Raw genomic sequence first — 21,832 nt, 5'->3', positions numbered from 1 at the left:
CTTGACGATCGCGAGGGCCACTGAAAATACTGAACGGGCTTTCTGTCGGACCCGGCCCAGCACGACCGTTCTGAGGAGTGCACGCACCGTGCGCGACGTGAATCCGGCCCGAACCGGTGAGCCGGGGACGAGCGAGGTCCGCGTACCGACCCGGACCGCCACCGGGCCGCCGGCCCCACCCCCCGCACCTCCGCCCTTCCACTCCTTCGTCCTCAAGGTCCACGGTCGGTGCGACCTCGCCTGCGACTACTGCTACATGTACGAGGGGCCCGACCAGAGTTGGCGCGGTCGCCCCCGGACCATGGCCCCGGCGGTGCTCGACCGCACCGCGGACCGGATCGCCGAGCACGTCGCCGCGCACCGACTGCCGGCGGTCAAGGTCGTGCTGCACGGCGGGGAACCGTTGCTGCTCGGCCCCGCCGCGCTGACCCGCACGGTCCGGGTGCTGCGGCGGGCCCTCCCGCCGGGGGTCCGCCTGGACGTGCTCGTGCAGACCAACGGCCTGGGCCTGGACGGGCGCCGTCTGGACCTCCTCGCCGAGTTGGGCGTCCGCATCGGGGTCAGCCTCGACGGAGACGCGGCCGCCCACGACCGGCACCGTCGACGGGCCGACGGGCGCGGCAGCCACGCGGAGGTGTCCGCCGCGCTGCGACGCCTGGCAGACGGGCCCCACCGGCACCTGTTCAGCGGGTTGTTGTGCGTGATCGACGTGCGCAACGATCCGCTCGCCACCTATCGGCACCTGCTCGGCCACCGCCCCCCGGTGATCGACTTCCTGCTGCCGCACGGCAACTGGTCCGCACCCCCACCGGGGCGCCGTCCCGACCGGGTCGACACCCCGTACGCCGACTGGTTGGCGGCGGTGTTCGACGTCTGGTTCGACGCGCCGGTCCGCGAGACCCGGGTGCGGCTGCTGGACGACCTGCTCGCCCTGCTGCTCGGCGGCCGGGCGGAGACGGAGGGCCTGGGGCTCGCCCCGGTGGGCTACGCGGTGGTGGAGACGGACGGGGCGATCGGCCGGGACGCCACGCTGCGCACCACCTACCCGGGGGCCATCGACACCGGGCTGCACGTGCTGCGCGACCCCTTCGACCGTGCGCTGGCCGCCCCGACCGGGGCGGTCCCGGGCCCCGGGCTCGCCGGACTCTCGACGACCTGCCGCGCCTGCCCGCTGCACCGGGTCTGCGGAGGCGGGCACGTCACCCACCGCTACCGTGCGGACGGCTCGGGCTTCGCCAATCCCAGCGTGTACTGTCCCGACCTCGCCGCCCTCATCGGCCACGTCGGACGTCGACTCGCCGCGGACCTGGGGCGGTTGCTCGCCCGCCCGGTGGTGGGCGCTCCGTGACGGCGCCCCGGCACCGGCTCGGCGGGGAGCTCTTCGACCGGATCGCCGTCGGCGACGGCGGCCCCGAGGCCGTACGCGTGCTGCGGAGCGCCCAGTACAGCCGACGGCTGATGCTGGTCCGCGAGGTGGTGGCCCGGGCGCGGGAGCACGGCGGTTCGGCCGCCGAACACGCCGACCGGGCCTGGGAGTTGCTGGCAGCCGCGTACCGCTCGAACCCCACTGCGGTGGTCGAGACGCTCACCTATCCGTCCGTGGGCCCGGCCCAACTGCGCTCCCTCGGCACGCTCCTGGGCCCCGCCGCGGGCCCCGCCGACACGGACCTGCTGTTGGCCACCGCCGTGGTCGCCGCCGGTCGGGCGGGGCTCAGCGGAGCGGTGACGCTCCCGGTGCGTCACGGTCGGGTCCTCCTGCCCTCGCTGGGCGCGGCCCAGTTCGGCGGCGCCGCGCACGGCGAGCCCGCGTGCGTGCGCACCGGTCCGGCGGGCACCACCGTGAGCGTCGGCGGGCAGCGGGTGCGCGCCCTGGCGCCGGGGGCGGCGTCCACCTCGCCGGACGATCCGGAGCCGGACGGTACCGGATGGCTGGCCCTGCACGGGCTGGCCGGAGACGGGAAGGGCCCGGTCCTCGACGACCTCGACCCGGACGCCTTTCCCGCCTCGGCGGGCGCCGGCCGGCTCCCGGCGGCGGAACGGGTGCGCTGGCAACGGGCGTTCGCCCGTGCCCGCCGGGTCCTGCGGATCGCCCATCCAGAGCAACTGGCCGAGGTGGGCGCGGTGTTCCGGGCGGTGGTTCCGGTGCTGTCACCCGACTTCCGCGATCTGAGCGGCAGTTCCAACGAGACCTTCGGCTGCACCGGGATGTCCGCCCCGCGCACCGCCCTCGGGTTCGCCCTGGACCTGGCCCACGAGGCCCAACACAACAAGCTGGCCGCCTTGACCCACCTCTTCGACCTGGTCGACGACCGCCCCGGCGAGCTGTTCTACGCGCCCTGGCGCGAGGACCCCCGCCCGCTCGTCGGGCTGCTGCACGGGGTGTACGCGCATCTGGGCGTCGCCCGCTTCTGGCTGCGCCAACTGGGCGTGGCGCGGGAACCGGCGGGGCGTCAACGGGCCTGGGTCGAGTTCGCCCGCTGGCGGGACGTCACCCGGGAGGCCAACGGCACGCTGCTGGACAGCGGGCGGCTCACCCCGGTCGGCACCCGGTTCGCCCGGCGCATGGAAGGGGCGCTGGCCGAGCTCCACGCCCAGCGGGTGCCGGAACCGGCCGCGGCCCGCGCGGCGGAACTCGCCCGGGCGCACCGGGGGCGCTGGACCCGGCTCCACGCCACCCGACACCACCCGGCCCGCCCGTGAGCGGGTCACGGGCGGGCCGGAGGGTGCGGGCGCCGGGGCGCGCGGGCCCGGCAGGGTCGGAACGGGAGGACCTAGGCGGCCTTGGCCTTGGTGGCGTAGATGTCGACGTACTCCTGGCCGGACAGCCGCATGACCTCCGCCATCACGGAGTCGGTGACGGCCCGCAGCACGTAGCGGTCGCGGTCCATGCCCTCGTAGCGGGAGAACTCCATCGGCTCGCCGAACCGGACGGTGACCTTGCCCGGGTGCGGGATGCCCCGGCCGCCGGGCTGGAGCTTGTCGGTGCCGATCATCGCGAACGGCACCACGGGGGCCCCGGTCATCAGGGTCAGCCGGGCGATCCCGGTGCGCCCCCGGTACAGCCGTCCGTCGGGGGAGCGGGTGCCCTCGGGGTAGATCCCGAAGACGCGGCCGTCCTCCAGGATGCGACGGCCCGTCATCAGGGCGGCCACCCCGCCCCGGCCGCCGTCGCGGTCCACCGGGACCATGCCGACCCCGGTGAAGAACCACGCCATCAGCCGCCCCTTGAGGCCCTTGCCGGTCACGTACTCGTCCTTGCCGATGAAGACCACCTGGCGGTCGCAGACGAGGGGCAGGATCATGGAGTCGATGAAGGTCAGGTGATTGCCGGCCAGGATGACCGGACCCGTTCCCGGAACGTGCTGGACGCCCTCCACCCGGAGCCGGAAGACCAGGCGGATGATCGGTCCGAGCACTGCCTTGATGAGCGCAAAACGGGACAACGGGCCCTCCGGGGTCGGGATTCGAGGCTGCGCCGGTCACGGCCTGCCGCCAGTCCGTGCAGGTGAGGACGATACTCGCGCGGCGCCCTCGCGCGCACATCGGGCTCCCCGGATCGTCACGTCGTGTCACGCTTCCGTCACTGGTGGTGGGGCCGTCCGGACGCGTCAACCGGCCCCCGCGGGCGCCCCCTCACACGGCTGAAACGTCGCCCGGTGCGACAACTCGACGGCCGGCGCCGCCGTTCGGGCGGACATGGACCACCGCACCCCGCCCCGGCTGTCGTTGCCGTGGGAGACCCTCGCCCCCTTGCTCGTGCGGGAGGTGGTGGCGCAGGCGCCCTGCGCCGGTGACGCCCGCGAGGACCTCCTCCAGGAGGTCTGGCTGCGCCTGCTCGAACAGTGGGCCTCCGCCGGCCCGCCCGCCGACCCCGCCGGCTGGTTGAGCGCCGCAGTCCGCTCGGAGGTCCACCGCAGCCACCGACTGCTGGAGCGCGAACTGCCGTGCGGCACCCGCCTGCCCGGTGATCCGCAGCCGGACCCCGAGGAGATGGCCCTGGTGGCCGACCGCGGGCGGCGGCTGCGGGCGGCGGTGCGGCGCATGCCCGTGCGCTGCCGGAAGCTGATGACCGCTCTTCTTTCGCCGTATGACCTGACGTACCGAGAAATCGCAGGAGAGTTGGGTATCTCACAGGGAAGTCTAGGGCCGGAACGTTCCCGATGCCTGGGATGTCTGCGCAGAATGCTCGCGGCGGAGGTTGCGGTTCCCGACCCGAGGGGAAGGGAGCGTTAAGACAACCGGTGGAGTAGGTAAGCAGGAGGCATGCGCACATGGGCATGAGCGTGACCATCTCCGCGGCGGCCGAGCAGGACGCCGAACAGATCCTGAAGTTGCAGTACCTGTGCTACCAGAGCGAGGCGGAGCTCTACGGGGACTACTCCATCGAACCCCTCACCCAGACGTTGGCGTCCGTCCGGGCGGAGTTGGCCCGGGGACTGGTCCTGGTCGCCCGGCTCGGCGACGAGGTGATCGCCTCGGTGCGCGGCTCGGTCGACGCCGAGGGCGTCGCCCACATCGGCAAGCTCATGGTCCACCCCCGGATGCGCAGCCACGGGATCGGCGGACGGCTGCTCGCCGCCATCGAGCAGCGGCTGGAGGCGGCCGGCACGGCCACCCGCTTCGAACTGTTCACCGGCGGACGCTCCGACCGGAACCTGCGGCTGTACCGCAAGCACGGCTACGCGCCGGTCGGCAGCCGTCAGGTGGACGAGCGGCTCACCGTCGTCACCCTCGCCAAGCAGGCGGGCGACTTCACCACCGCGACCTGACGCACCCGGCGGCGGAGGAGGGCCTCTCGGCCGCGGACGGGCGGAGCGGTGGGTCAGGAGGGCGTCGGCCCGGGCCGAGCGGTCCGGGCCCGACGCAGCCAGTACACGGCGGTCAACGGCAGCAGCACCGGGATGAACAGGTAGCCCATGCCGTACTCCGACCAGACCGTGGTGTCGGGGAACGCCGAGGGGTCGAGCACCGTCCAGGTGCCCACCACCAGGACCCCGGCCAGCTCGACGGCGCAGCAGACCAAGGCCGCCCGGCGGGCCTTCTCCCCGCCGCGCACCAGGGAGTACGTGATGAATCCGTACACCAGGCCGGCGACGGCGGACAGGGCGTAGGCCAGCGGGGCCCGTCCGAAGTCGGTGGTGATCTGGACGACGGAGCGCGACACCGCTCCGACGACCATCACCCCGTAGAGCCAGAGCAGCAGGGTCCCCGGTCCGCTGATCAACCGGGTGCGCCCGCCCGGCGCCCGTGGGCCGGCCTCCGTCATCTCAACCTCCCCAGATGTCGTACAGCCGCACCTGGAGGACCGCGAGCACCACGCCGCCCGCCGCGACCGTCACCGAACCCCAGCGGGTGCGCTCCGCGAGCGACAGGAAGCCGGCGGCGGGGATGCAGCTCGCCGAGCCGATGAGGTACCCGACGAAGATCGCGGTGCCCTTCTCGGGCTTCTCCCCGCGCGCCAGCTGGACGATCCCCACCACGAGCTGGGCGAGCGCCAGCAGGGACACCACGACCATCCCGATGAAGTGCCAGTCCTTGGTGGGCTGGTCGCGGTACGCGGCGAAGGCGCACCAGGCGGCGAGCGCGAGCGCCGCCACCGCGGTCGCGATCGTCAGTGCAGCAAGCATGCGGCGACCCTATTACGCAGCCGGTCGGCGCCCCGCGCCGGCCCCGTCGAGCCCGCCCGTGTCACCGGGGCGAGGGCCGGGAGGGGTCCTTCGTGGCCTTGGCCACAGTCGCGGGTCTCCTCCGGGCGGGGGCGCCCCGGGGCGAGGTGCTCCGGGAGCCCCGTGGCGACTGGTGACGGGCGGGATGCGGGCCTTGGCGGCGGTACGGGAAGCCGTCCGAGGATTGTCCGAGAGTGTCCGCTATACGGACAGAGGGGGTGGACAGCGCCCCGGGGTCTGCTTTACTTGCCGACATGACCACGACCAGCAGCCGCACCTTTGCGACCGAGGCGATGAAGACGCCCGGTGCTGCTTGTATGTGTCGAATGTGCGCCTTCTGAGGGCCCCCGCACCATCAGCCTCGCGCCCCGAAGCGAGACAGCTGAGCCGTGTCCCCGACCGTGCGTCGAGCGGACCCGCCCGCCCCGAGCGCGCGTTTCTCCCCCCGCACACCCGCCACCGAGAACCGTGCCGCGTTCCCCGACGAATGCCCCGTGCCCGGCGTCCAGCAGGACGCCCGCACTCGACAGTGACGGAATCCCAGTGATCACCACCCAGGGCCTCACCAAGGTCTACCGCTCCCGCGGACGCGAGGTCACCGCCCTCGACGGCGTGGACCTCCAGGTACGAGAAGGAGAGGTGTACGGCGTCATCGGCCAGAGCGGCGCCGGCAAGTCCTCCCTCATCCGCTGCATCAACCTCCTTGAGCGCCCCACCGCCGGCACCGTGACCGTGGACGGCCGGGACCTCACCGCCCTCGCCGGCCGCGGCCCCCGGGCGGGCCGTGCGCTGCGCGAGGCGCGCAGCCGGATCGGCATGGTCTTCCAGCACTTCAACCTGCTCTCCACGCGGACCGTCCGGGAGAACGTCGAACTGCCCCTGGAGATCCTCGGCACCTCCGGGAAGGAACGTTCCCGTAAGGCGCTGGAACTGTTGGACCTGGTGGGCCTCGCCGACAAGGCCCCGGCCTACCCCGCCCAACTTTCCGGCGGGCAGAAGCAGCGCGTCGGCATCGCCCGGGCCCTGGCCGGCGACCCCAAGGTGCTCCTCTCCGACGAGGCCACCAGCGCCCTCGACCCGGAGACCACCCGCGCCATCCTCCACCTGCTGCGCGACCTCAACCGGCAGCTCGGGTTGACCGTGCTGCTCATCACCCACGAGATGGACGTGGTCAAGTCGATCTGCGACTCCGCGGCCCTGATGGAGCACGGCCGGATCGTCGAGTCCGGCACGGTCGGCGAACTGCTGGCCACCCCGGGCTCCGAACTCGCCTCGGCGCTCTTCCCGGTCGCCGGCGACGCCACCGGCCCCGACCGCACCGTCGTGGACGTCACCTTCCACGGCGAAGCGGCCACCCGGCCCGTCATCTCGCAGCTCTCCCGCACGTACAACATCGACATCTCGATCCTCGGCGCCGCGATGGACACGGTCGCCGGCAAGCAGGTCGGTCGCATGCGCATCGAACTGCCCGGCCGCTACGAGGACAACGTGGTGCCGGTCGGCTTCCTGCGCGAGCAGGGACTCCAGGTCGACGTCGTCGAAGCCGACGCAACGCCCCGCCCCCTGCCGTCCGCCCTGGCCAAGGAGGGTGCCAAGTGACCTGGTCCGAGATGTGGCCGCTGCTGGAGCAGGCGTGTTGGGACACCCTGTACATGGTCGGCTGGTCCACCGTGATCGCCGTCGTCGGCGGGCTGCCGCTGGGCGTCCTGCTGGTCCTCACCGACCGGGGCGGACTGCTCCAGAACGTGGTCCTCAACAAGGTCCTCGGCCAACTCGTCAACGTGGCCCGCTCGATGCCGTTCATCATCCTGATGGTCGCCCTGATGGGCTTCACCCGGGAGATCACCGGCACCACCATCGGCCGGGAGGCCGCGATCGTGCCGCTGGCGATCGGCGCGATCCCGTTCTTCGCCCGCCTGGTCGAGACCGCCGTGCGCGAGGTGGACGGCGGCCTCGTGGAAGCCGTCCAGGCGATGGGCGGGAACACCTGGACCGTGGTCCGCCGGGTCCTGGTCCCCGAGTCGCTGCCCTCGCTGATCTCCAGTGCCACCACCACCGTCGTGGCCCTCATCGGCTACAGCGCGATGGCGGGCACGGTCGGCGCCGGCGGCCTGGGCGACATCGCCATCCGCTACGGCTACCAGCGCTTCGAGACCGAACTGATGTGGGTCACCGTGGCGATCCTCGCCGTCGTGATCTCCGTCATCCAGTTCGCCGGCGACCTCGCCGCCCGCTCCCTGCACCGCCGCACCGGCCGGGCCGGGACAGGGCCCCGGCTGCGCTTGCTGCGCTCCGCCCCGCCGACCGAAGGCGTCGCTCCGGCGAGCGCCGAGCTCGAAGCCGTCAAGACCCCCTGACCCGGTCGGCGGCCGTCCGACCGTCGACCCCCTCACACGCGTCCCGCGCAGACCGCCGGGACCGGTACCACCCATGGAGAAAGGCACTTTTCGTGCGTAACACCACCAAGATCACCGCCGCTGTCCTCGCCGCCGGAGCCCTCACGCTCGGCCTCACCGCCTGCGGCTCCGACCAGGGCTCCGACTCCGACGGGCCGCTGAAGGTCGCCGCGACCGCCACCCCGCAGGGCGAGATCCTCACCTACATCAAGGACGAGCTCGCGGCCAAGGCCGACCTGGAGCTGGAGGTCAGGGAGTTCACCGAATACGTGACCCCCAACACCGCCGTCCAGGAGGGCGAGCTCGACGCCAACTACTTCCAGCACAAGCCGTACCTGGACGACTTCAACAAGAAGAAGGGCACCGACATCGTGCCCGTCCCGGGTGCCACGGTCCACCTGGAGCCGCTCGGCGTCTACTCCAAGACGGTCAAGGACCTCGCGGACCTGGAGAAGGGGGCCACCATCGCGGTCCCCAACGACACCACCAACGAGGCGCGCGCCCTCCAGCTGCTCGCCGCCAAGGGCCTGATCACCCTCAAGGACGGCGTCGGGTTCGCGGCCACGCCCAAGGACATCACCGACAACCCCAAGGACCTCAAGTTCAGCGAACTGGAGGCCCCCCAGCTGCCCCGGGCCCTCGCGGACGTCGACGCCGCGGTGATCAACGGCAACTACGCCATCGAGGCGAAGCTCAGCCCGGCCAAGGACGCCATCGCGGCCGAGGACGCCAAGGACAACCCCTACGGCAACTTCCTCGCCGTCAAGAAGGGCAACGAGGACGACCCCCGGGTCAGGAAGCTCGCCGAGCTGTTGACCTCGCCCGAGGTGAAGAAGTTCATCGAGGACACCTACGACGGCGCCGTCATCCCGGCCTTCTGAGCCGGCGCACCACCGCTCGAAGGAGCCGCCCGGACCTCCGGGGCGTTCGACGACCGTGACGTCGGGCGCCCCGGACCCCTCGCGCACCACGGGACCGACCCTCCCACCCGGGTCCCGTGGTGCGTACCCGCGTCCCGATGCTGCATGCTGGTCCACTCAGCAGCAGACCTGCAGGTTCCTGAAGGTTACGGAGCGGCCCATGACGACCACCTTCCCCGACGTCTCCCTCAGCACGGAAAGGTTGGTCCTGCGCCCCTTCGAGGACGTGGACGTTCCGGCCCTGACCGAGATGATGAACGACGAGTCGGTCGTGGTCTGGGCCTCCGCCCCCCACCCGTACACCGAGGAGGACGCCCGCGCCTGGGTCACCGAGGGCGCCCCCGGCGAACGCACGGCCGGCCACGGCATCGTCTTCGCCGTGACCGAGTTCCTCACCGGCCGGCTGGTCGGCACGGCCCGGCTGCGCGCCGCCGACTGGCGCGTCCGCTCCGCCGAACTGCGCTGCGTCACCGCCCCCTGGGCGCGCGGCGAGGGCTACGCCTGCGAGGTGTCGCTGGCGGTCGCGGGGTGGTTGTTCCGGGACCAGAAGTTCGAGCGCCTGGAGCTGCGGACGGCCGCCGACAACACCGCGGCCCAACAGGTGGCCCAGAAGATCGGCTGCATCAGCGAGGGCGTGCTCCGGGGCGCCTGGATAGCGCGGACCAGGACCGACGACGGCGGTTGGACCGAACACCGGACCGACCTCATCGTGTGGAGCCTGCTCCCCGAGGACCTGGAGGGCACGGCGGACGCCTTCGCCGACTCCGACGCCTACACCGCCTTCACCGACTGGAACTGACGCTCCGGCAGACGCGCCCCGCGGGTCCGGTGCGCCCCTCGCCCGCGCCCGGCGCCTCCCCCGAACCGCGCACCCGGGGCGCGTGGACCGCCCGCACCCGGTACGCTCACGATGCTCTGGTGCGCGGCACGCGGCACCCCTCCGTCGCCCGGGCCCGTCCGTGCGCCCGCGTACGCCACCGGTGCCGCTCCGCCCCCGACGCGCCCCCGGCACAGGACCCGTCCGGCCCCTCGACCTCTGGAGACTGACGACGATGGCCGACCGGGTCACGGTGATCGGTTGGGACGGCTCCCCGCTCTCCGTCGCCGCGCGTTCGGCACTCGCCGCGGCCACCCTGGTCGCCGGCGCGGCCCACCACCTCGCCTTCCCCGACGTGCCCGAGCGCGCCGAGCGCATCCGGCTCGGCAGCATCGCCCTCGCCGCCCGCCGCATCGCCGCCCACCGGGGCACCGCCGTGGTCCTCGCCGACGGCGACCCCGGGTTCTTCGGCGTCGTCCGGGCGCTGCGCGATCCCGAGTTCGGCCTGGAGGTCGAGGTGCTGCCCGCGACCTCCGCGGTCGCCCGGGCCTTCGCCCGGGCCGGCATGCCCTGGGACGACGCGGAGGTCGTCGTGGCCCACCGCCGCACCCTGCGCCGCGCGGTCAACGTCTGCCGGGCCCACCCCAAGGTGGCCGTGCTCACCGCGCCGGGCGCCGGGCCCGCCGAGCTGGGCCTCCTGCTCGAAGGCGTGCACCGCACCTTCGTCATCTGCGAGGAACTCGGCACCGATCGCGAACGCGTCACCGTCGTCACCTCGGACAAGGCCGCCGACCACGCCTGGCGCGACCCCAACGTCGTCCTCTGCATCGGGGGCAGCAGCGGCGTCACCCCGGAACCGGGCTGGATCGCCGGCCGGGACCCCGGCACCGGCCCCCGCGGCTGGACCCTGCCCGCCGCCGAGCTCGGGCCCGGACTGGGCGAGAGCGAGAACGAGCGGCTGCGCGCCGCCCAACTCGCCCGCCTCGGGCCCCGCGTCGGCGACCTGGTCTGGGACATCGGGTGCGCCAGCGGGGCCTTCTCGGTGGAGGCCGCCCGCTTCGGCGCCGCCGTCATCGCCGTCGACCAGTACCCCGACAACTGCGCCCGCGCCGCCGCCACCGCCCGTCGCTTCGGCGTCCAGCTCCAGACGGTCCACGGCCGTGCGCCGCACGTCCTGGAGACGCTGCCCGAACCGGACGTGGTGCGCGTCGGCGGCGGGGGAGCGGCCGTGGTGTCCGCGGTGGCCGACCGCCGCCCCGGACGGATCGTCACCCATGCGGCCACCCGGGACGCCGCCGAACGGGTCGGCCGCGACCTGATCGAACACGGATACGAGGTCGAGTGCGCCCTCCTCCAGGCCGTGGAACTCGACACCCGGGCCTGGACGGAGAAGGAACGGACGGTCGGTTTCCTCCTTTCCGGACGCCTTCCGGGCCGCGCCCCCTGAGCGCTGCGGGGCCAGCCCGGGGTAGGCTGGCCGATCGTTGTACCGCACCGGACCGGTGGCTCGTTCATGGCCCAATGTCCGAAAGACCCGCCCGTTTTGGGTGGACCGCGGTACGGCGAAGGCTGAGGACGCGCGACGTGGCGCAGTCCACAGGCGTCCGTTCCGGAACCGCGTGCCGAGGTGGGGGCCAGCCGGGACAATGCCTGGTGTCGACGGCACCGGTACGTGCCGCGCGGCGCGCCCGCTCGTTCTCGGGTCGGGCGGTCCGGCGGGACCGGGACGGACGAGGAAGACTACCGATGCGCGAGGGGTACGCATGACCGACACCGGCCGGACTTCGGACGAGGCACAGCCGGACCACCCCGGCGAGGGGACCGTCGCCGCGTCCGTCCGGAGCGGGACGGCACCGCCGCCGGGCCCCGCCGAGACCCACGACGACGACCAACTCCTGATGCCCGGTTCCCAGGGGGCCTGGAGCGACGGCCGTGGCGTCCCCTCGGCGCGCGCGACCGCCCCCGCGGGCGACGCCTATCCGCCGGTGGTCCACACCACGGGAGCCACCCCGCCCCCGCCGACGGGCAGCCCCGTCGCGCCGTCCGGGTCCGCCGCCCGGCCGCGCCCCACCGTGCCCGCAGGGCCCGCCCCCGTCCTCTCGGTTCCCACCTCGCTGGAGACACCGGACGACGACGAGCCCCCGAACCCGTACGAGGCCGACGCACCCGTGACCGCCAACACCTCCGCGCCCACCCCGCAGCCCCATCCAGCTGCCCCCGCACCGGTCGAGCCCGCAGCCGGAGCGCTGGCCGGAGCGCACGAGCCCGGTCCGCACGAGACGGGCGGTCGGGACAGCGGTCCGGCCCCCGCGGCCGAGGGGGCAGACGTCCGCGCGCCCGGCGCACACCCGGCGCCCGGCCAGCCCACCGGCACGCCCCGACGCCCCCTGCACGCCGCGCCGCCCACCCCGGACACCGCCTCCGGCCCGGTCCGTTCGCTCGCCGACCGCGGCCCCGCCGGCTCCCGTCGGGGCGCGGTCAAGGTGCGCCGGCAGCCCGCGCCCTCGGCCGCCCCCGAACAGCCGCCGGCCGCCGCGCCGTTCCCGGGCCCCCAGCTCGCCGAGATCCCGCCGCAGGCCGGCGCCCCCTGGGGGGCGCCTCCCGCGCAGGTGGCCCCCTCGGCCGCACCGGAGACGGCCCCCGCGTTCCCGCCCGCTCCCGAGGCCACCACCACCGTCCCCACGATGGACGGGACCCAGGTGCCCGCCTCCTCCACCGACACCGGGGCGGTGCCCGTCCCGCCGGCCGAGCAGCCCGTGGCGGAGGCCCCCTCCGAGGCGGTTCCGCAGCCCTCCGCGCCGACCGCTCCGCCCACCGCGGGGCGGGGCGTCCCCCTCGCCCCCCCGGTGACGCCCGCACCCGACGCCGCGCTCGCCGCGGTGGCCCGGGCCACCGGTTCGGTGACGGTTCCGCACACCCCGCCGGCCGGAGTCGCCGTTCCGGTGGGCGAGTTCGTCCCGGTCGAGGGCTCGGTGCCGACCACCCCGCACCTCGCCCCGACCCCGTCCCACCCGCTGACCCTGCCGCACCCCCAGCCCGAGCCCGTGGCGGCCGCCGCCCCGGTCGAGGCCCCCGCCGGGCCCGCCCCCGCCCCCGCTCCGGTCGCCCCCGTGGAGCCCGGGCCGACCGGGACGCCGGAGCCCGCCACCACCACGCCGGCCCCGACCCCGGTGGTCCAGGCGGCGCCCGCCGAGGCACCGCCCGCCCCGGCGGCCCCCGAACAGCCCCCGGCCCCGGAGGCACCCGTCGCCGAGGCCACGGTCGAGGCCGTCCCGGAACCCGCAGCCGAGGCGCCCGCCGCGGAGGCGACCCCCGCGGTGGCGACCCCGGAGACGCCCGAACCCGTCGCCGTCGAGCCGGTTCCCGCCCTCCCGGAGCCGCCCGTCGAAGCCGAGCCGGCCCCGGTCACGGCCGTGCCGCCCGCCGCCGAGGCACCGGCCGCCGCCCCGACCGAGGAGCAGCCCGCGCCGGAGCCCGTCGAGGCCCCCCGGCCCGTGCCCGTCGCCGAACGGCCCGCCGAACCGCAGCCGGCGGTGGCCGAGCCCGTCACCGAGGTCCCCGCTCCGGTGTCCGGGGAAGCGGACGAGGCCCCGGTGGTGCCGCCGGCGACCCCCGAGGGCCCGCCGCAGGAGGAGGCACCCGCCGCACCCCCCGCGACCGACGAAGCCCCTGCCGCGGAGCAGCCGGCCCCGGTGGAGGACCAGCCGCAGCCCGCACCCGTACCGGCCGCTGCCGAAGCGGTGGCCGAGCCGGCCGCCGCGGAACCCGCCGCGGTCGTCACCGGGACCCCCGAGCCCGCCCCCGTCCACGCAGAGGACGACGAGGCTCCCGAGGCGGTGGCGCAGCCGCAGACCGCACCGGCGGACGAGGCGGCCGTGGCCACCCCGGCGGACGAGCCCCCGGCCGCGGAGGCGGCGGACCCGGAGGCCGAGGCCCCCGCCCAGACCCCGGACGGTCTGCCGACGCACTCCGGCGACGACGAGCCGGCCGCCGCACCCGAGGCCACCGAGGCGGTCACCGTCACGGTCGGCGTGCCCCCCGTGCAGGCCGCCGCCCCCGCACCGGAGCCCACCGGTCCGGCCGGGGAGACCCCCGTCGAGCCCGCGGCCCGGCCCCCGGCCCCCCGGCCCGAGGCCCCCGCACCCGGCTACGAGGACGCGGAGCGCGAAGCGGTGCTGCGCGTCATGCGGGAGCGCCGGGACATCCGCAACGGCTTCCGGCCCGACCCCATCCCGCACGAGGTGCTGCTGCGGGTGCTGGAGGCCGCGCACACCGCCCCCTCGGTCGGGCACTCCCAGCCCTGGGACTTCGTGGTCATCCGCTCCGAGGAGACCCGGCGGACCATGCACGAACTGGCCGAGCGCCAGCGGGACGCGTACGCCAGGACCCTGCCCAAGGGCCGTGCCAAGCAGTTCAAGGAACTGAAGATCGAGGCCATCCTCGACACGCCGGTGAACATCGTGGTCACCGCCGACCCCACCCGCGGCGGCCGCCACACGCTCGGTCGTCACACCCAGCCGCAGATGGCCCCCTACTCCTCGGCGCTCGCCGTCGAGAACCTGTGGCTGGCCGCCCGCGCCGAGGGCCTCGGCGTCGGCTGGGTCAGCTTCTTCGACGAGCGCGAGATGGTGCGCGCCCTCGACCTGCCCGAACACCTGGAGGTCGTCGCCTACCTCTGCGTCGGGTACGTCGACGAGTTCCCCGAGGACCCGGAACTGGTGCAGGCCGGCTGGTCCCAGCGGCGTCCGCTGGCCTGGGTCGTCCACGAGGAGACGTACGGCCGTCGGGTGCTGCCCGGCGCGGAGCCGCACGACCTGCTCACCGAGACCGTCGCCGGCATCCGGCCGCTGGACGCCAAGGCGCTCGGCGAGGCATGGGAACGACAGAAGCGGATGACCAAGCCGGCCGGTGCGCTGGGCATGCTGGAGATCCTCTCCGCGCAGCTGTGCGGGCTCTCCCGGACCTGCCCGCCGCCCATCCCGGAGCCCGCCGCTGTGGCGATCTTCGCGGGTGACCACGGGGTGCACGCCCAGGGCGTGACCCCGTGGCCGCAGGAGGTCACCGGGCAGATGGTCGCCAACTTCCTGAACGGCGGCGCGGTCTGCAACGCCTTCGCCAAGCAGGTCGGCGCCGAGGTGTGCGTGGTCGACGTGGGCGTCGCGGCCGACCTGCCCACGACGCCGGGGCTGTTGCCGCGCAAGGTCCGGGCCGGCACCGCCGACATGACCGCGGGCCCGGCGCTCACCCGCGAGGAGGTCACCGCGGCGATCGAGGTCGGCATCGAGACCGCCCGCGATCTGGTGGCCGCCGGCAACAAGGCACTGCTCACCGGCGAGATGGGCATCGCCAACACCACTGCCTCCGCCGCCCTCATCGCCGTGTACACGGGCATCGACCCCGCGGAGATCACCGGTCGGGGCACGGGCATCAACGACGAGACCCTGGCCCGCAAGACCGAGGTGGTGCGCCGGGCGCTGGCACTGCACCGGCCCGACCCGGCCGACCCGATCGGCGTGCTCGCGGCGATCGGCGGTCTGGAGCACGCCGCCATGGTGGGTCTGGTGCTCGGCGGTGCCTCCCTGCGCACCCCCGTGATCCTGGACGGGGTGAGCGCCGGCGCTGCCGCCCTGGTGGCCCGGGCCGTCGCCCCCGAGTCGCTCTCGGCCTGCATCGCCGGTCACCGCAGCGCCGAGCCCGGACACGTCGCGGCCCTCAACAAGCTGGGGCTGCGTCCCCTGGTGGAACTGGACCTGCGGTTGGGGGAGGGGACGGGCGCGCTGCTCGCCCTGCCCCTGGTGCAGAGCGCGGCGCGGGTCATGCACGAGGTGGCGACCTTCGACGCCGCCGGGGTCACCGAGAAGTAGGGGGCCCGCCGGCCCGTCGCCGGCCGCCAGCCCCCGGGGCCGGTTCCGGGACACCCCGGTGCCGGCCCCGCCGGTGCCCGTGACCAGCGGAACCGTATCGTTGACGGTCGGGAACCCCGCCCCGCCGACGTCCACGCGTCCGTACCCGGGCCCGGGTGATCCCCACCGTCCGGACCAGTCCGCCGCTCCACCGTCGCAGCGGCCCACCCGAGGAGCCGCCATGCCCACGTCAGCCAGTGATCCGGCCTACCCCGTCGGTCTCCGCCTCACCGGCCGCCGCGTCGTGGTCCTCGGCGGCGGTCAGGTCGCCCAGCGGCGGCTGCCGGCGCTGATCGCCGCCGGCGCCGACATCCAGTTGGTCTCCCCGTCGGCGACCCCGTCCGTCGAGGCCATGGCCGACACCGGCGAACTCACCTGGCACCGCCGCCGCTACCAGGACGGCGACCTCGCCGACGCCTGGTACGTGCTGGTCGCCACCTCGGACCGGACGGCGAACGACCGGGCGTCCGCGGAGGCCGAGGCCCGCCGCATCTGGTGCGTCCGCTCCGACGACGCCGACGTCGCCACCGCCTGGACGCCCGCCACCGGCCACAGCGCGGGGGTCACCGTCGCGGTGCTCACCACCGACGCCCGGGACCGCGACCCGCGGCACACCGCCGCCATCCGGGACGCGGTGGTCGAAGGGCTGCGCGACGGCACCCTGGTGGCCCGCCACCACCGCAGCCGCGCCGGCTCCGTCGCCCTCGTCGGCGGCGGGCCCGGCGACCCCGACCTGATCACGGTCCGGGGCCGTCGACTGCTCGCGGAGGCCGACGTGGTCATCGCGGACCGGCTCGGCCCCCGTGACCTGCTCGCCGAACTGCCCCCGCACGTCGAGGTGATCGACGCCGCGAAGATCCCCTACGGGCGGTTCATGGCCCAGGAGGCGATCAACGCGGCCCTGGTCGAACACGCCAAGGCGGGCCGGTCGGTGGTCCGGCTCAAGGGCGGCGACCCGTTCGTCTTCGGGCGCGGGATGGAGGAGGCCGAGGCACTGGCCGAGGCGGGCATCCCGTACACGGTGGTGCCCGGCATCTCCAGTTCGATCTCGGTGCCCGGCGCGGCCGGCATCCCGGTCACCCACCGCGGTGTCGCCCATGAGTTCACCGTGGTCAGCGGGCACGTCGCACCCGAGGACCCCCGCTCGCTGGTGGACTGGGCGGCCCTCGCCGAGCTCCGCGGCACCCTGGTGGTGCTGATGGGCGTGGACAAGATCGGCCGGATCGCCGAGGCGCTGATCGCCCACGGCAGGGCCGCCGACACCCCGGTGGCCCTGGTCCAGGAGGGCACGACCGCGGCCCAGCGCCGGGTGGACGCGACGCTCGGCACCGTGGCCGCCGTGGTCGAACGCGAGGGCGTGCGGCCGCCCGCGGTCATCGTCATCGGCGAGGTGGTCCGGATCGGCCCCGACGCCTCCTCCGCCCACGGGCCGACCCCGCACTGAGCCACCACCGCGGGCCGGTCGGCCCCCACCGGCCCGCACCCCCACCCGCACCACACCGACAAGGCGGCACCACCCCGTGGCCGAACTGATCACCGTCGAGGACGCCGACGACCCCCGTCTGCGCGACTACACCGCGCTCACCGACGTCGAGTTGCGCCGGCGCCGCGAACCCGCCGAGGGGCTCTTCATCGCCGAGGGCGAGAAGGTCATCCGCCGGGCGCTGGACGCCGGCTACGCGATGCGGTCGATGCTGCTGTCGTCCAAATGGGTCGATGCCATGCGGGACGTGATCGACGAATTCCCCGCACCCGTCTACGCGGTCACCCCCGAACTGGCCGAGCGGGTCACCGGCTACCACGTCCACCGCGGCGCGCTCGCCTCGATGGCCCGCACCCCGCTGCCGAGCGCGGGGCACCTGCTGTCCACCGCCCGCCGGGTGGTGGTCATGGAGTCCGTGAACGACCACACCAACATCGGTGCGATCTTCCGCTCCGCCGCCGCCCTGGGCATGGATGCCGTGCTGCTCTCCCCGGACTGCGCCGACCCGCTGTACCGCCGCTCGGTGAAGGTCTCGATGGGCGCCGTGTTCTCCGTGCCCTACGCCCGGCTGGAGCCGTGGCCGCACGCCCTGGAGACCGTCCGCGAAGCCGGCTTCGACCTGCTCGCGCTGACCCCCGACGCCACGGCCGTCACCCTGGACACGGCGGCCCCGCACCGCAGGGAGCGGGTGGCCCTGATGCTGGGCGCGGAGGGGACCGGACTGTCCCCCCGGGCGCTGCGCGCCGCCGACGAGCGGGTGCGTATCCCGATGGCCCACGGAGTGGATTCGCTCAACGTCGGCGCCGCGGCGGCCGTCGCCTTCTACGCGGTGACCTCGGGGCGCCCCGTCGACTGAGCCGGGTCCGGCGGGGCGGCGGCCGTCGCCCCCGCCGGGGGCCGAACCTCCCCGGCGCCCCGGGAGGGGCCCTGGCAGCCCTGGGCGGCGGCGATGCCCAAGGCCACCAGCAGGGTCACGACCACGAACACGATCAGCCGCTGCCGCAACAACCGGGGGTTCGCCGGGCGACGCCCGGTCCCGGTCGGCCGCGGACGGGGCTGCCCCTTCCGGGGCAGCGGGCGGGTGCCGGACCGGGCGGGCCGGCCGCCGCGCGAACCGCCGGTCGCCCGGGAGTCCCGACCTCCGCTGCGGCCCGTCCCGGAGGACTGCCCGCCGCGCGTCGGACCGACCGCACCGGAGCGCCGGGCGGAACCGGAACCGCGCGACGGCCGCGCGGAGGAGGACCGGGGCGGGGGAGTGCCCGGGGAACGCCGCTGGGTGCGCTGTGCCGCGTACTCCGCCGCGAGCCCCCCGGAGGGCCGGTCCGGCTCCCCGCGCGGGACGGGGGGACGCGGGTCGGTCAACCCCTGGGCCTCGCGCGCCGCGATCTCCTTGAGCCGCAGCGAGAGTTGGAGGGTGCTGGGCCGCTCCTCCGGGTCCTTCGCCAGACAGGCCCGCACCAGCGGAGCCAGGGCGTCGGGCACCCCGTGCAGCTGCGGTTCCTCGTGCACCACGCGGTACAGCATCACCTCCGAACTGCCGTGCCCGAAGGGGGAGTCGGAGGTGGCGGCGTAGGCGAGCGTGGCGCCGAGCGCGAACACGTCGGTGGCCGGGGTGACCGCGACTCCCCGCACCTGTTCCGGCGCCAGGAACCCGGGGGAGCCGACCGCGGTGCCCACATGGGTCAGGGTGCTCGCACCGGTCGCCCAGGCGATGCCGAAGTCGATGATCCGCGGTCCCTTGGGGGAGAGCAGGATGTTGGACGGCTTCAGGTCCCGGTGCACCACACCTGCCTCGTGGACCGCGACGAGCCCCTCGGAGAGCGCGGCCCCCACCGCCGCGACGTCGGCCGCGGGGAGCGGGCCCCCGTCGGCGACCCGGTCGTGCAGGGAGGGGCCGGGGACGTACTGGGTGGCGAACCAGGGACGGTCGGCCTCCAGGTCGGCGGCGACCAACCGGGCGGTACAGCCCCCGCGGATGCGGCGGGCCGCCGACACCTCGCGGGCGAACCGCTGACGGAACTCCTGGTCCTCGGCGAGGTCCGGCCGGATGACCTTCAACGCGACCCGTTGGCCACGGCGGTCGGACCCCAGGTAGACGACGCCCATGCCACCGGCCCCGAGCCGGCGGTGCAGCCTGAACGAGCCGACCACGCGCGGGTCCTCACGCCTCAGGCGCATCATCGCCATGTTCATCCCCGCTGCCCGGTCCGGTTGACGAGCACAGCTTACGTACACCGGGCCCGGAGCGCGCAGAGGCCGCGCCCTCCCGATCCGATCGGTTGACGGCGCTGCGCAGGCGTGGTGAGGGGCGGTCAGGGACCGCCGCTTTCCGGCGGATTCCGGCTGCGGACGGATCCAACCGCACGGATCGCCAAGGGGATTGGCGCGACGGCGGAGGGGCGTTCCCCGGCCGCCGCGGCAGGGGTCCGCACCCGGCACCGGCGGCCCGGACGCCTCGGGGGAGCGGTCCGGTCCACCGGCACGCGGGCCGGTGCCGGTCACGGGGAAGTGAGCGAAGTCACCCCGGCCCGGGTACGGGCGCGGTACCGGGCCCACGGCTCCCCGTCCCTTCGGGGAAGACCCCGAGACCGGGGGCGCCGTCTCCACCCAGGGGAGTACGCGTCCGGGGCGCGGTCATCCTTGCGGAGGCCAGGAACCGGTACGAGGGCATGACGCCCCCGAGGGAACCCGCGCCGTAGATTGGTCGTCAAGCGGCGGGTGCGGTACTCGTCCCCCGAGGTCAAGCGCCCGCCGCGGCCACAGACGGTGGCGCGGGCACACCCGGCCCGCACACGAACCGATCCAGGAGAGGGACCATGGCGGACACGGCCACCCGGACGATGATCCGTGCACGAGGACGCCGGTTGTACGCGGCGTTCGACGGCGGCCGGTCCGGTCGGCGCCACCCCTTGGTGGCCACGGCCATGGTGCTTCCCCTGGCGGCCCTGCTCGTAGTCGTCTTCGGCGGCTGGGAGGCGGTGGTCACCCAAGCGTCGTCCGTGGTCGAGGTGCTGGGGCGCTGAGCGGCGCCCCGGGCCCGGAAGAGCGGTCCGGGCGGGGACATCCGACCATGAAACCCCGTGGGGACGGGGGTGCGACGGACGGCACAAGGCCCGCGCAACCTGGGGAGGTTGCGCGGGCACTTTGCCGTGTCCGGGCCCCGGGCCCGAGCTCGTAGGCTGGGCGGGAACGGCCGTCCCGGCCGTTCCACGACGGACAGGGGCGGGGCGTCGATGAGCGGTGCGGTGGTGCGGGGGCTGCGCGTCAGGGCCCGGACGGCCGTGCACCGTCCGGACGGCCCCTGCGCCTGCGTGGAGGCGGGGCGGGTGCTCGCCGAGCGGGACGACGGCGTCGTCGTCCGGCACGGGGCGGTGGTCGCCAAGGCGCACGCCGGTGAGACGGACCCCGACGGCCTGGCCGCCCGGCTCGCGGTGGCGGCCCATTCGCTGCTCGCCGAGGTCCTGCTGCCTCCGCTGGGCCGCGCCCAGGCCGCCCTGCCGGACGGCCGTCCGGTCAGCCTCTGGCCGTACGGCACCCCCGTCGACCCGCACGCCCCCGACCGCGCCCCCTGGGCGGAGGCCGGGGAACTGCTGGCCCGGCTGCACCGCGTCGACGTGGCGCGGCTGCCCGGGCCGCTGCCGCCGATGCGGGGGCCGGCGAAGGCCGCCCGGGCGGTCCGGCGGATGCGCGCCGCGGCGCCGGGCACCCCGGCGGCCCGGGCCTCGGCACCGGCCGCCGCGGCGGTGGAACGGGCCTGGCTGACCCTGCCCCGCTGGGCGCGTGACGAGACGCCCGCCCCGCGTACGGACACCCTCTGCCACGGAGACCTCCACCTCGGCCAGCTGGTCCGGGCCCCGGCACCGGACGGCCCGTGGCGGCTGATCGACGTGGACGACCTCGGGGTCGGTCCGGCGGTCTGGGACCTGGCCCGCCCGGCCGCCTGGTACGCCTGCGGCCTCCTCGGCCCCGCCGAGTGGGACCGCTTCCTGGGCGCGTACCGGGCGGCGGGCGGCCCGGCCGTCCCGGCGACGGGCGACCCCTGGCCCGCGCTGGACCCGGTCGCCCGGGCGCTGACCGTGCAGACGGCCGCCCTCGCCGTCGTGCGCGCCCGGCGCGAGGGCCGGGGCCCGGACCCCGACGAGTGGGCGGTGATCACGGCCTGTGACCGGATGGGCGTTCCGTCCGCCGTCGAATGAGCTGTCGACCGGGGGAGTTGGCGGGAACGGAAGCGAAGTAAGGTGCAGGGGAACGGAAGCCGGGCAGCGGCCCGGTGAAGCGGTAGTGAACGACGAGGAGTTGAACCCGCCCATGCAGTGTCCGAAATGCCACGCGGTCATGAGCACGTACAACCGGAACGGCGTCCAGATCGAGCAGTGCTCCGGCTGCCGCGGGATATTCCTGGACTACGGCGAGCTGGAGGCGCTGACCCGGTTGGAGTCCCAGTGGACGCAGCCCGCGCCGCCCCCGCCCGCGCCGCAGGGCTACCCCGCCGCCCCGCCCGCGCCGGCCTGGGGCGCCCCGCACGGCGGCCACGGCCAGCACGGCCACCACGGTCACGGCCACCGGAACCGCGGCTTCGGCCGGATGCTGTTCTCCTCGTGAGCGCATGCGCCGCCCCCGCCACCGGGGTCGGCGCACACCGTTCGG

Annotated in this window: 19 protein-coding genes; 15 read left to right on the top strand and 4 right to left on the bottom strand. The window is 75.1% G+C overall.

Annotation, left to right across the window (positions count from 1 at the left end; translation table 11 throughout):
• The first annotated feature begins 97 nt into the window (after positions 1–97).
• Both ACSMX9_RS03245 and ACSMX9_RS03240 read left to right on the top strand, forming a co-directional pair.
• Positions 98–1,348, top strand: a complete 1,251-nt coding sequence (locus ACSMX9_RS03245) for an FxsB family cyclophane-forming radical SAM/SPASM peptide maturase (RefSeq protein ID WP_445399804.1) — start codon at positions 98–100, stop codon at positions 1,346–1,348.
• Positions 1,345–2,700 (top strand): HEXXH motif domain-containing protein, encoded by a 1,356-nt coding sequence (locus ACSMX9_RS03240; protein WP_445399802.1) that lies wholly within the window; start codon positions 1,345–1,347, stop codon positions 2,698–2,700. The genes ACSMX9_RS03245 and ACSMX9_RS03240 overlap by 4 nt, the downstream gene beginning before the upstream one ends.
• Positions 2,701–2,771: 71 nt before the next feature.
• Here ACSMX9_RS03240 and ACSMX9_RS03235 read toward each other — a convergent pair whose 3' ends face one another.
• Complete coding sequence (locus ACSMX9_RS03235) at positions 2,772–3,443, bottom strand: lysophospholipid acyltransferase family protein (RefSeq protein ID WP_445399800.1); 672 nt, start codon at positions 3,441–3,443, stop codon at positions 2,772–2,774.
• A 253-nt stretch (positions 3,444–3,696) separates the two neighbouring features.
• On the opposite strand from ACSMX9_RS03235, the gene ACSMX9_RS03230 reads away from it, so the two are divergent.
• Both ACSMX9_RS03230 and ACSMX9_RS03225 read left to right on the top strand, forming a co-directional pair.
• On the top strand, positions 3,697–4,233 hold the full coding sequence (locus ACSMX9_RS03230) for an RNA polymerase sigma factor (protein ID WP_445399798.1): 537 nt from the start codon (positions 3,697–3,699) through the stop codon (positions 4,231–4,233).
• 38 nt (positions 4,234–4,271) lie between these two features.
• Positions 4,272–4,769, top strand: coding sequence for a GNAT family N-acetyltransferase (locus tag ACSMX9_RS03225; protein ID WP_445399796.1), 498 nt, complete (start codon positions 4,272–4,274; stop codon positions 4,767–4,769).
• Positions 4,770–4,822: 53 nt separating this feature from the next.
• On the opposite strand, the gene ACSMX9_RS03220 is transcribed toward ACSMX9_RS03225, so the two are convergent.
• The gene (locus tag ACSMX9_RS03220; RefSeq protein WP_445399794.1) at positions 4,823–5,266 is read right to left on the bottom strand and encodes a hypothetical protein; all 444 of its coding nucleotides are present in this window, start codon (positions 5,264–5,266) and stop codon (positions 4,823–4,825) included.
• A gap of 1 nt (position 5,267) precedes the next feature.
• Complete coding sequence (locus tag ACSMX9_RS03215) at positions 5,268–5,627, bottom strand: hypothetical protein (protein ID WP_351240426.1); 360 nt, start codon at positions 5,625–5,627, stop codon at positions 5,268–5,270.
• Between the two features lie 582 nt (positions 5,628–6,209).
• On the opposite strand from ACSMX9_RS03215, the gene ACSMX9_RS03210 reads away from it, so the two are divergent.
• The 8 genes from ACSMX9_RS03210 (at position 6,210) to ACSMX9_RS03175 (ending at position 18,041) form a co-directional block, all read left to right on the top strand.
• A complete protein-coding gene (locus tag ACSMX9_RS03210) occupies positions 6,210–7,265 on the top strand; it encodes a methionine ABC transporter ATP-binding protein (protein ID WP_445399792.1) in 1,056 nt (351 codons plus the stop codon).
• On the top strand, positions 7,262–8,023 hold the full coding sequence (locus ACSMX9_RS03205) for a methionine ABC transporter permease (protein WP_445399790.1): 762 nt from the start codon (positions 7,262–7,264) through the stop codon (positions 8,021–8,023). Before ACSMX9_RS03210 ends, ACSMX9_RS03205 begins: the two co-directional genes overlap by 4 nt.
• Before the next feature lie 92 nt (positions 8,024–8,115).
• On the top strand, positions 8,116–8,943 hold the full coding sequence (locus ACSMX9_RS03200) for a MetQ/NlpA family ABC transporter substrate-binding protein (RefSeq protein ID WP_445399788.1): 828 nt from the start codon (positions 8,116–8,118) through the stop codon (positions 8,941–8,943).
• Between the two features lie 199 nt (positions 8,944–9,142).
• Positions 9,143–9,781, top strand: a complete 639-nt coding sequence (locus ACSMX9_RS03195; RefSeq protein WP_445399786.1) for a GNAT family N-acetyltransferase — start codon at positions 9,143–9,145, stop codon at positions 9,779–9,781.
• A gap of 253 nt (positions 9,782–10,034) precedes the next feature.
• Entirely contained in the window at positions 10,035–11,246 is a 1,212-nt protein-coding gene (cbiE, locus tag ACSMX9_RS03190) for a precorrin-6y C5,15-methyltransferase (decarboxylating) subunit CbiE (protein WP_445399784.1), read from the top strand.
• A gap of 316 nt (positions 11,247–11,562) precedes the next feature.
• Entirely contained in the window at positions 11,563–15,663 is a 4,101-nt protein-coding gene (cobT, locus tag ACSMX9_RS03185) for a nicotinate-nucleotide--dimethylbenzimidazole phosphoribosyltransferase (RefSeq protein ID WP_445399782.1), read from the top strand.
• Positions 15,664–15,883: 220 nt separating this feature from the next.
• Entirely contained in the window at positions 15,884–17,146 is a 1,263-nt protein-coding gene (gene cobA / locus ACSMX9_RS03180; protein ID WP_351240439.1) for a uroporphyrinogen-III C-methyltransferase, read from the top strand.
• Positions 17,147–17,222: 76 nt separating this feature from the next.
• Positions 17,223–18,041, top strand: a complete 819-nt coding sequence (locus tag ACSMX9_RS03175; RefSeq protein ID WP_445399780.1) for a TrmH family RNA methyltransferase — start codon at positions 17,223–17,225, stop codon at positions 18,039–18,041.
• On the opposite strand, the gene ACSMX9_RS03170 is transcribed toward ACSMX9_RS03175, so the two are convergent.
• Positions 18,008–19,378: a protein kinase domain-containing protein gene (locus ACSMX9_RS03170; protein WP_445399778.1), complete on the bottom strand. Its 1,371-nt coding sequence runs from the start codon at positions 19,376–19,378 to the stop codon at positions 18,008–18,010. The two genes, ACSMX9_RS03175 and ACSMX9_RS03170, sit on opposite strands and share 34 nt — an antisense overlap.
• A gap of 623 nt (positions 19,379–20,001) precedes the next feature.
• Here ACSMX9_RS03170 and ACSMX9_RS03165 point away from each other — a divergent pair.
• The 3 genes from ACSMX9_RS03165 to ACSMX9_RS03155 all read left to right on the top strand — a co-directional run bounded on the left by ACSMX9_RS03165 (position 20,002) and on the right by ACSMX9_RS03155 (position 21,787).
• Complete coding sequence (locus ACSMX9_RS03165) at positions 20,002–20,208, top strand: hypothetical protein (protein WP_351240445.1); 207 nt, start codon at positions 20,002–20,004, stop codon at positions 20,206–20,208.
• 210 nt (positions 20,209–20,418) lie between these two features.
• The gene (locus ACSMX9_RS03160; protein WP_445399776.1) at positions 20,419–21,381 is read left to right on the top strand and encodes a phosphotransferase; all 963 of its coding nucleotides are present in this window, start codon (positions 20,419–20,421) and stop codon (positions 21,379–21,381) included.
• A gap of 112 nt (positions 21,382–21,493) precedes the next feature.
• On the top strand, positions 21,494–21,787 hold the full coding sequence (locus ACSMX9_RS03155) for a TFIIB-type zinc ribbon-containing protein (protein WP_351240449.1): 294 nt from the start codon (positions 21,494–21,496) through the stop codon (positions 21,785–21,787).
• Positions 21,788–21,832: the final 45 nt, after the last annotated feature.

The sequence above is a fragment of the Streptomyces sp. LE64 genome (assembly GCF_052606915.1).
Note: the sequence above shows the minus strand (reverse complement) of the source record. Positions and strands in the feature narration are given on the sequence as shown.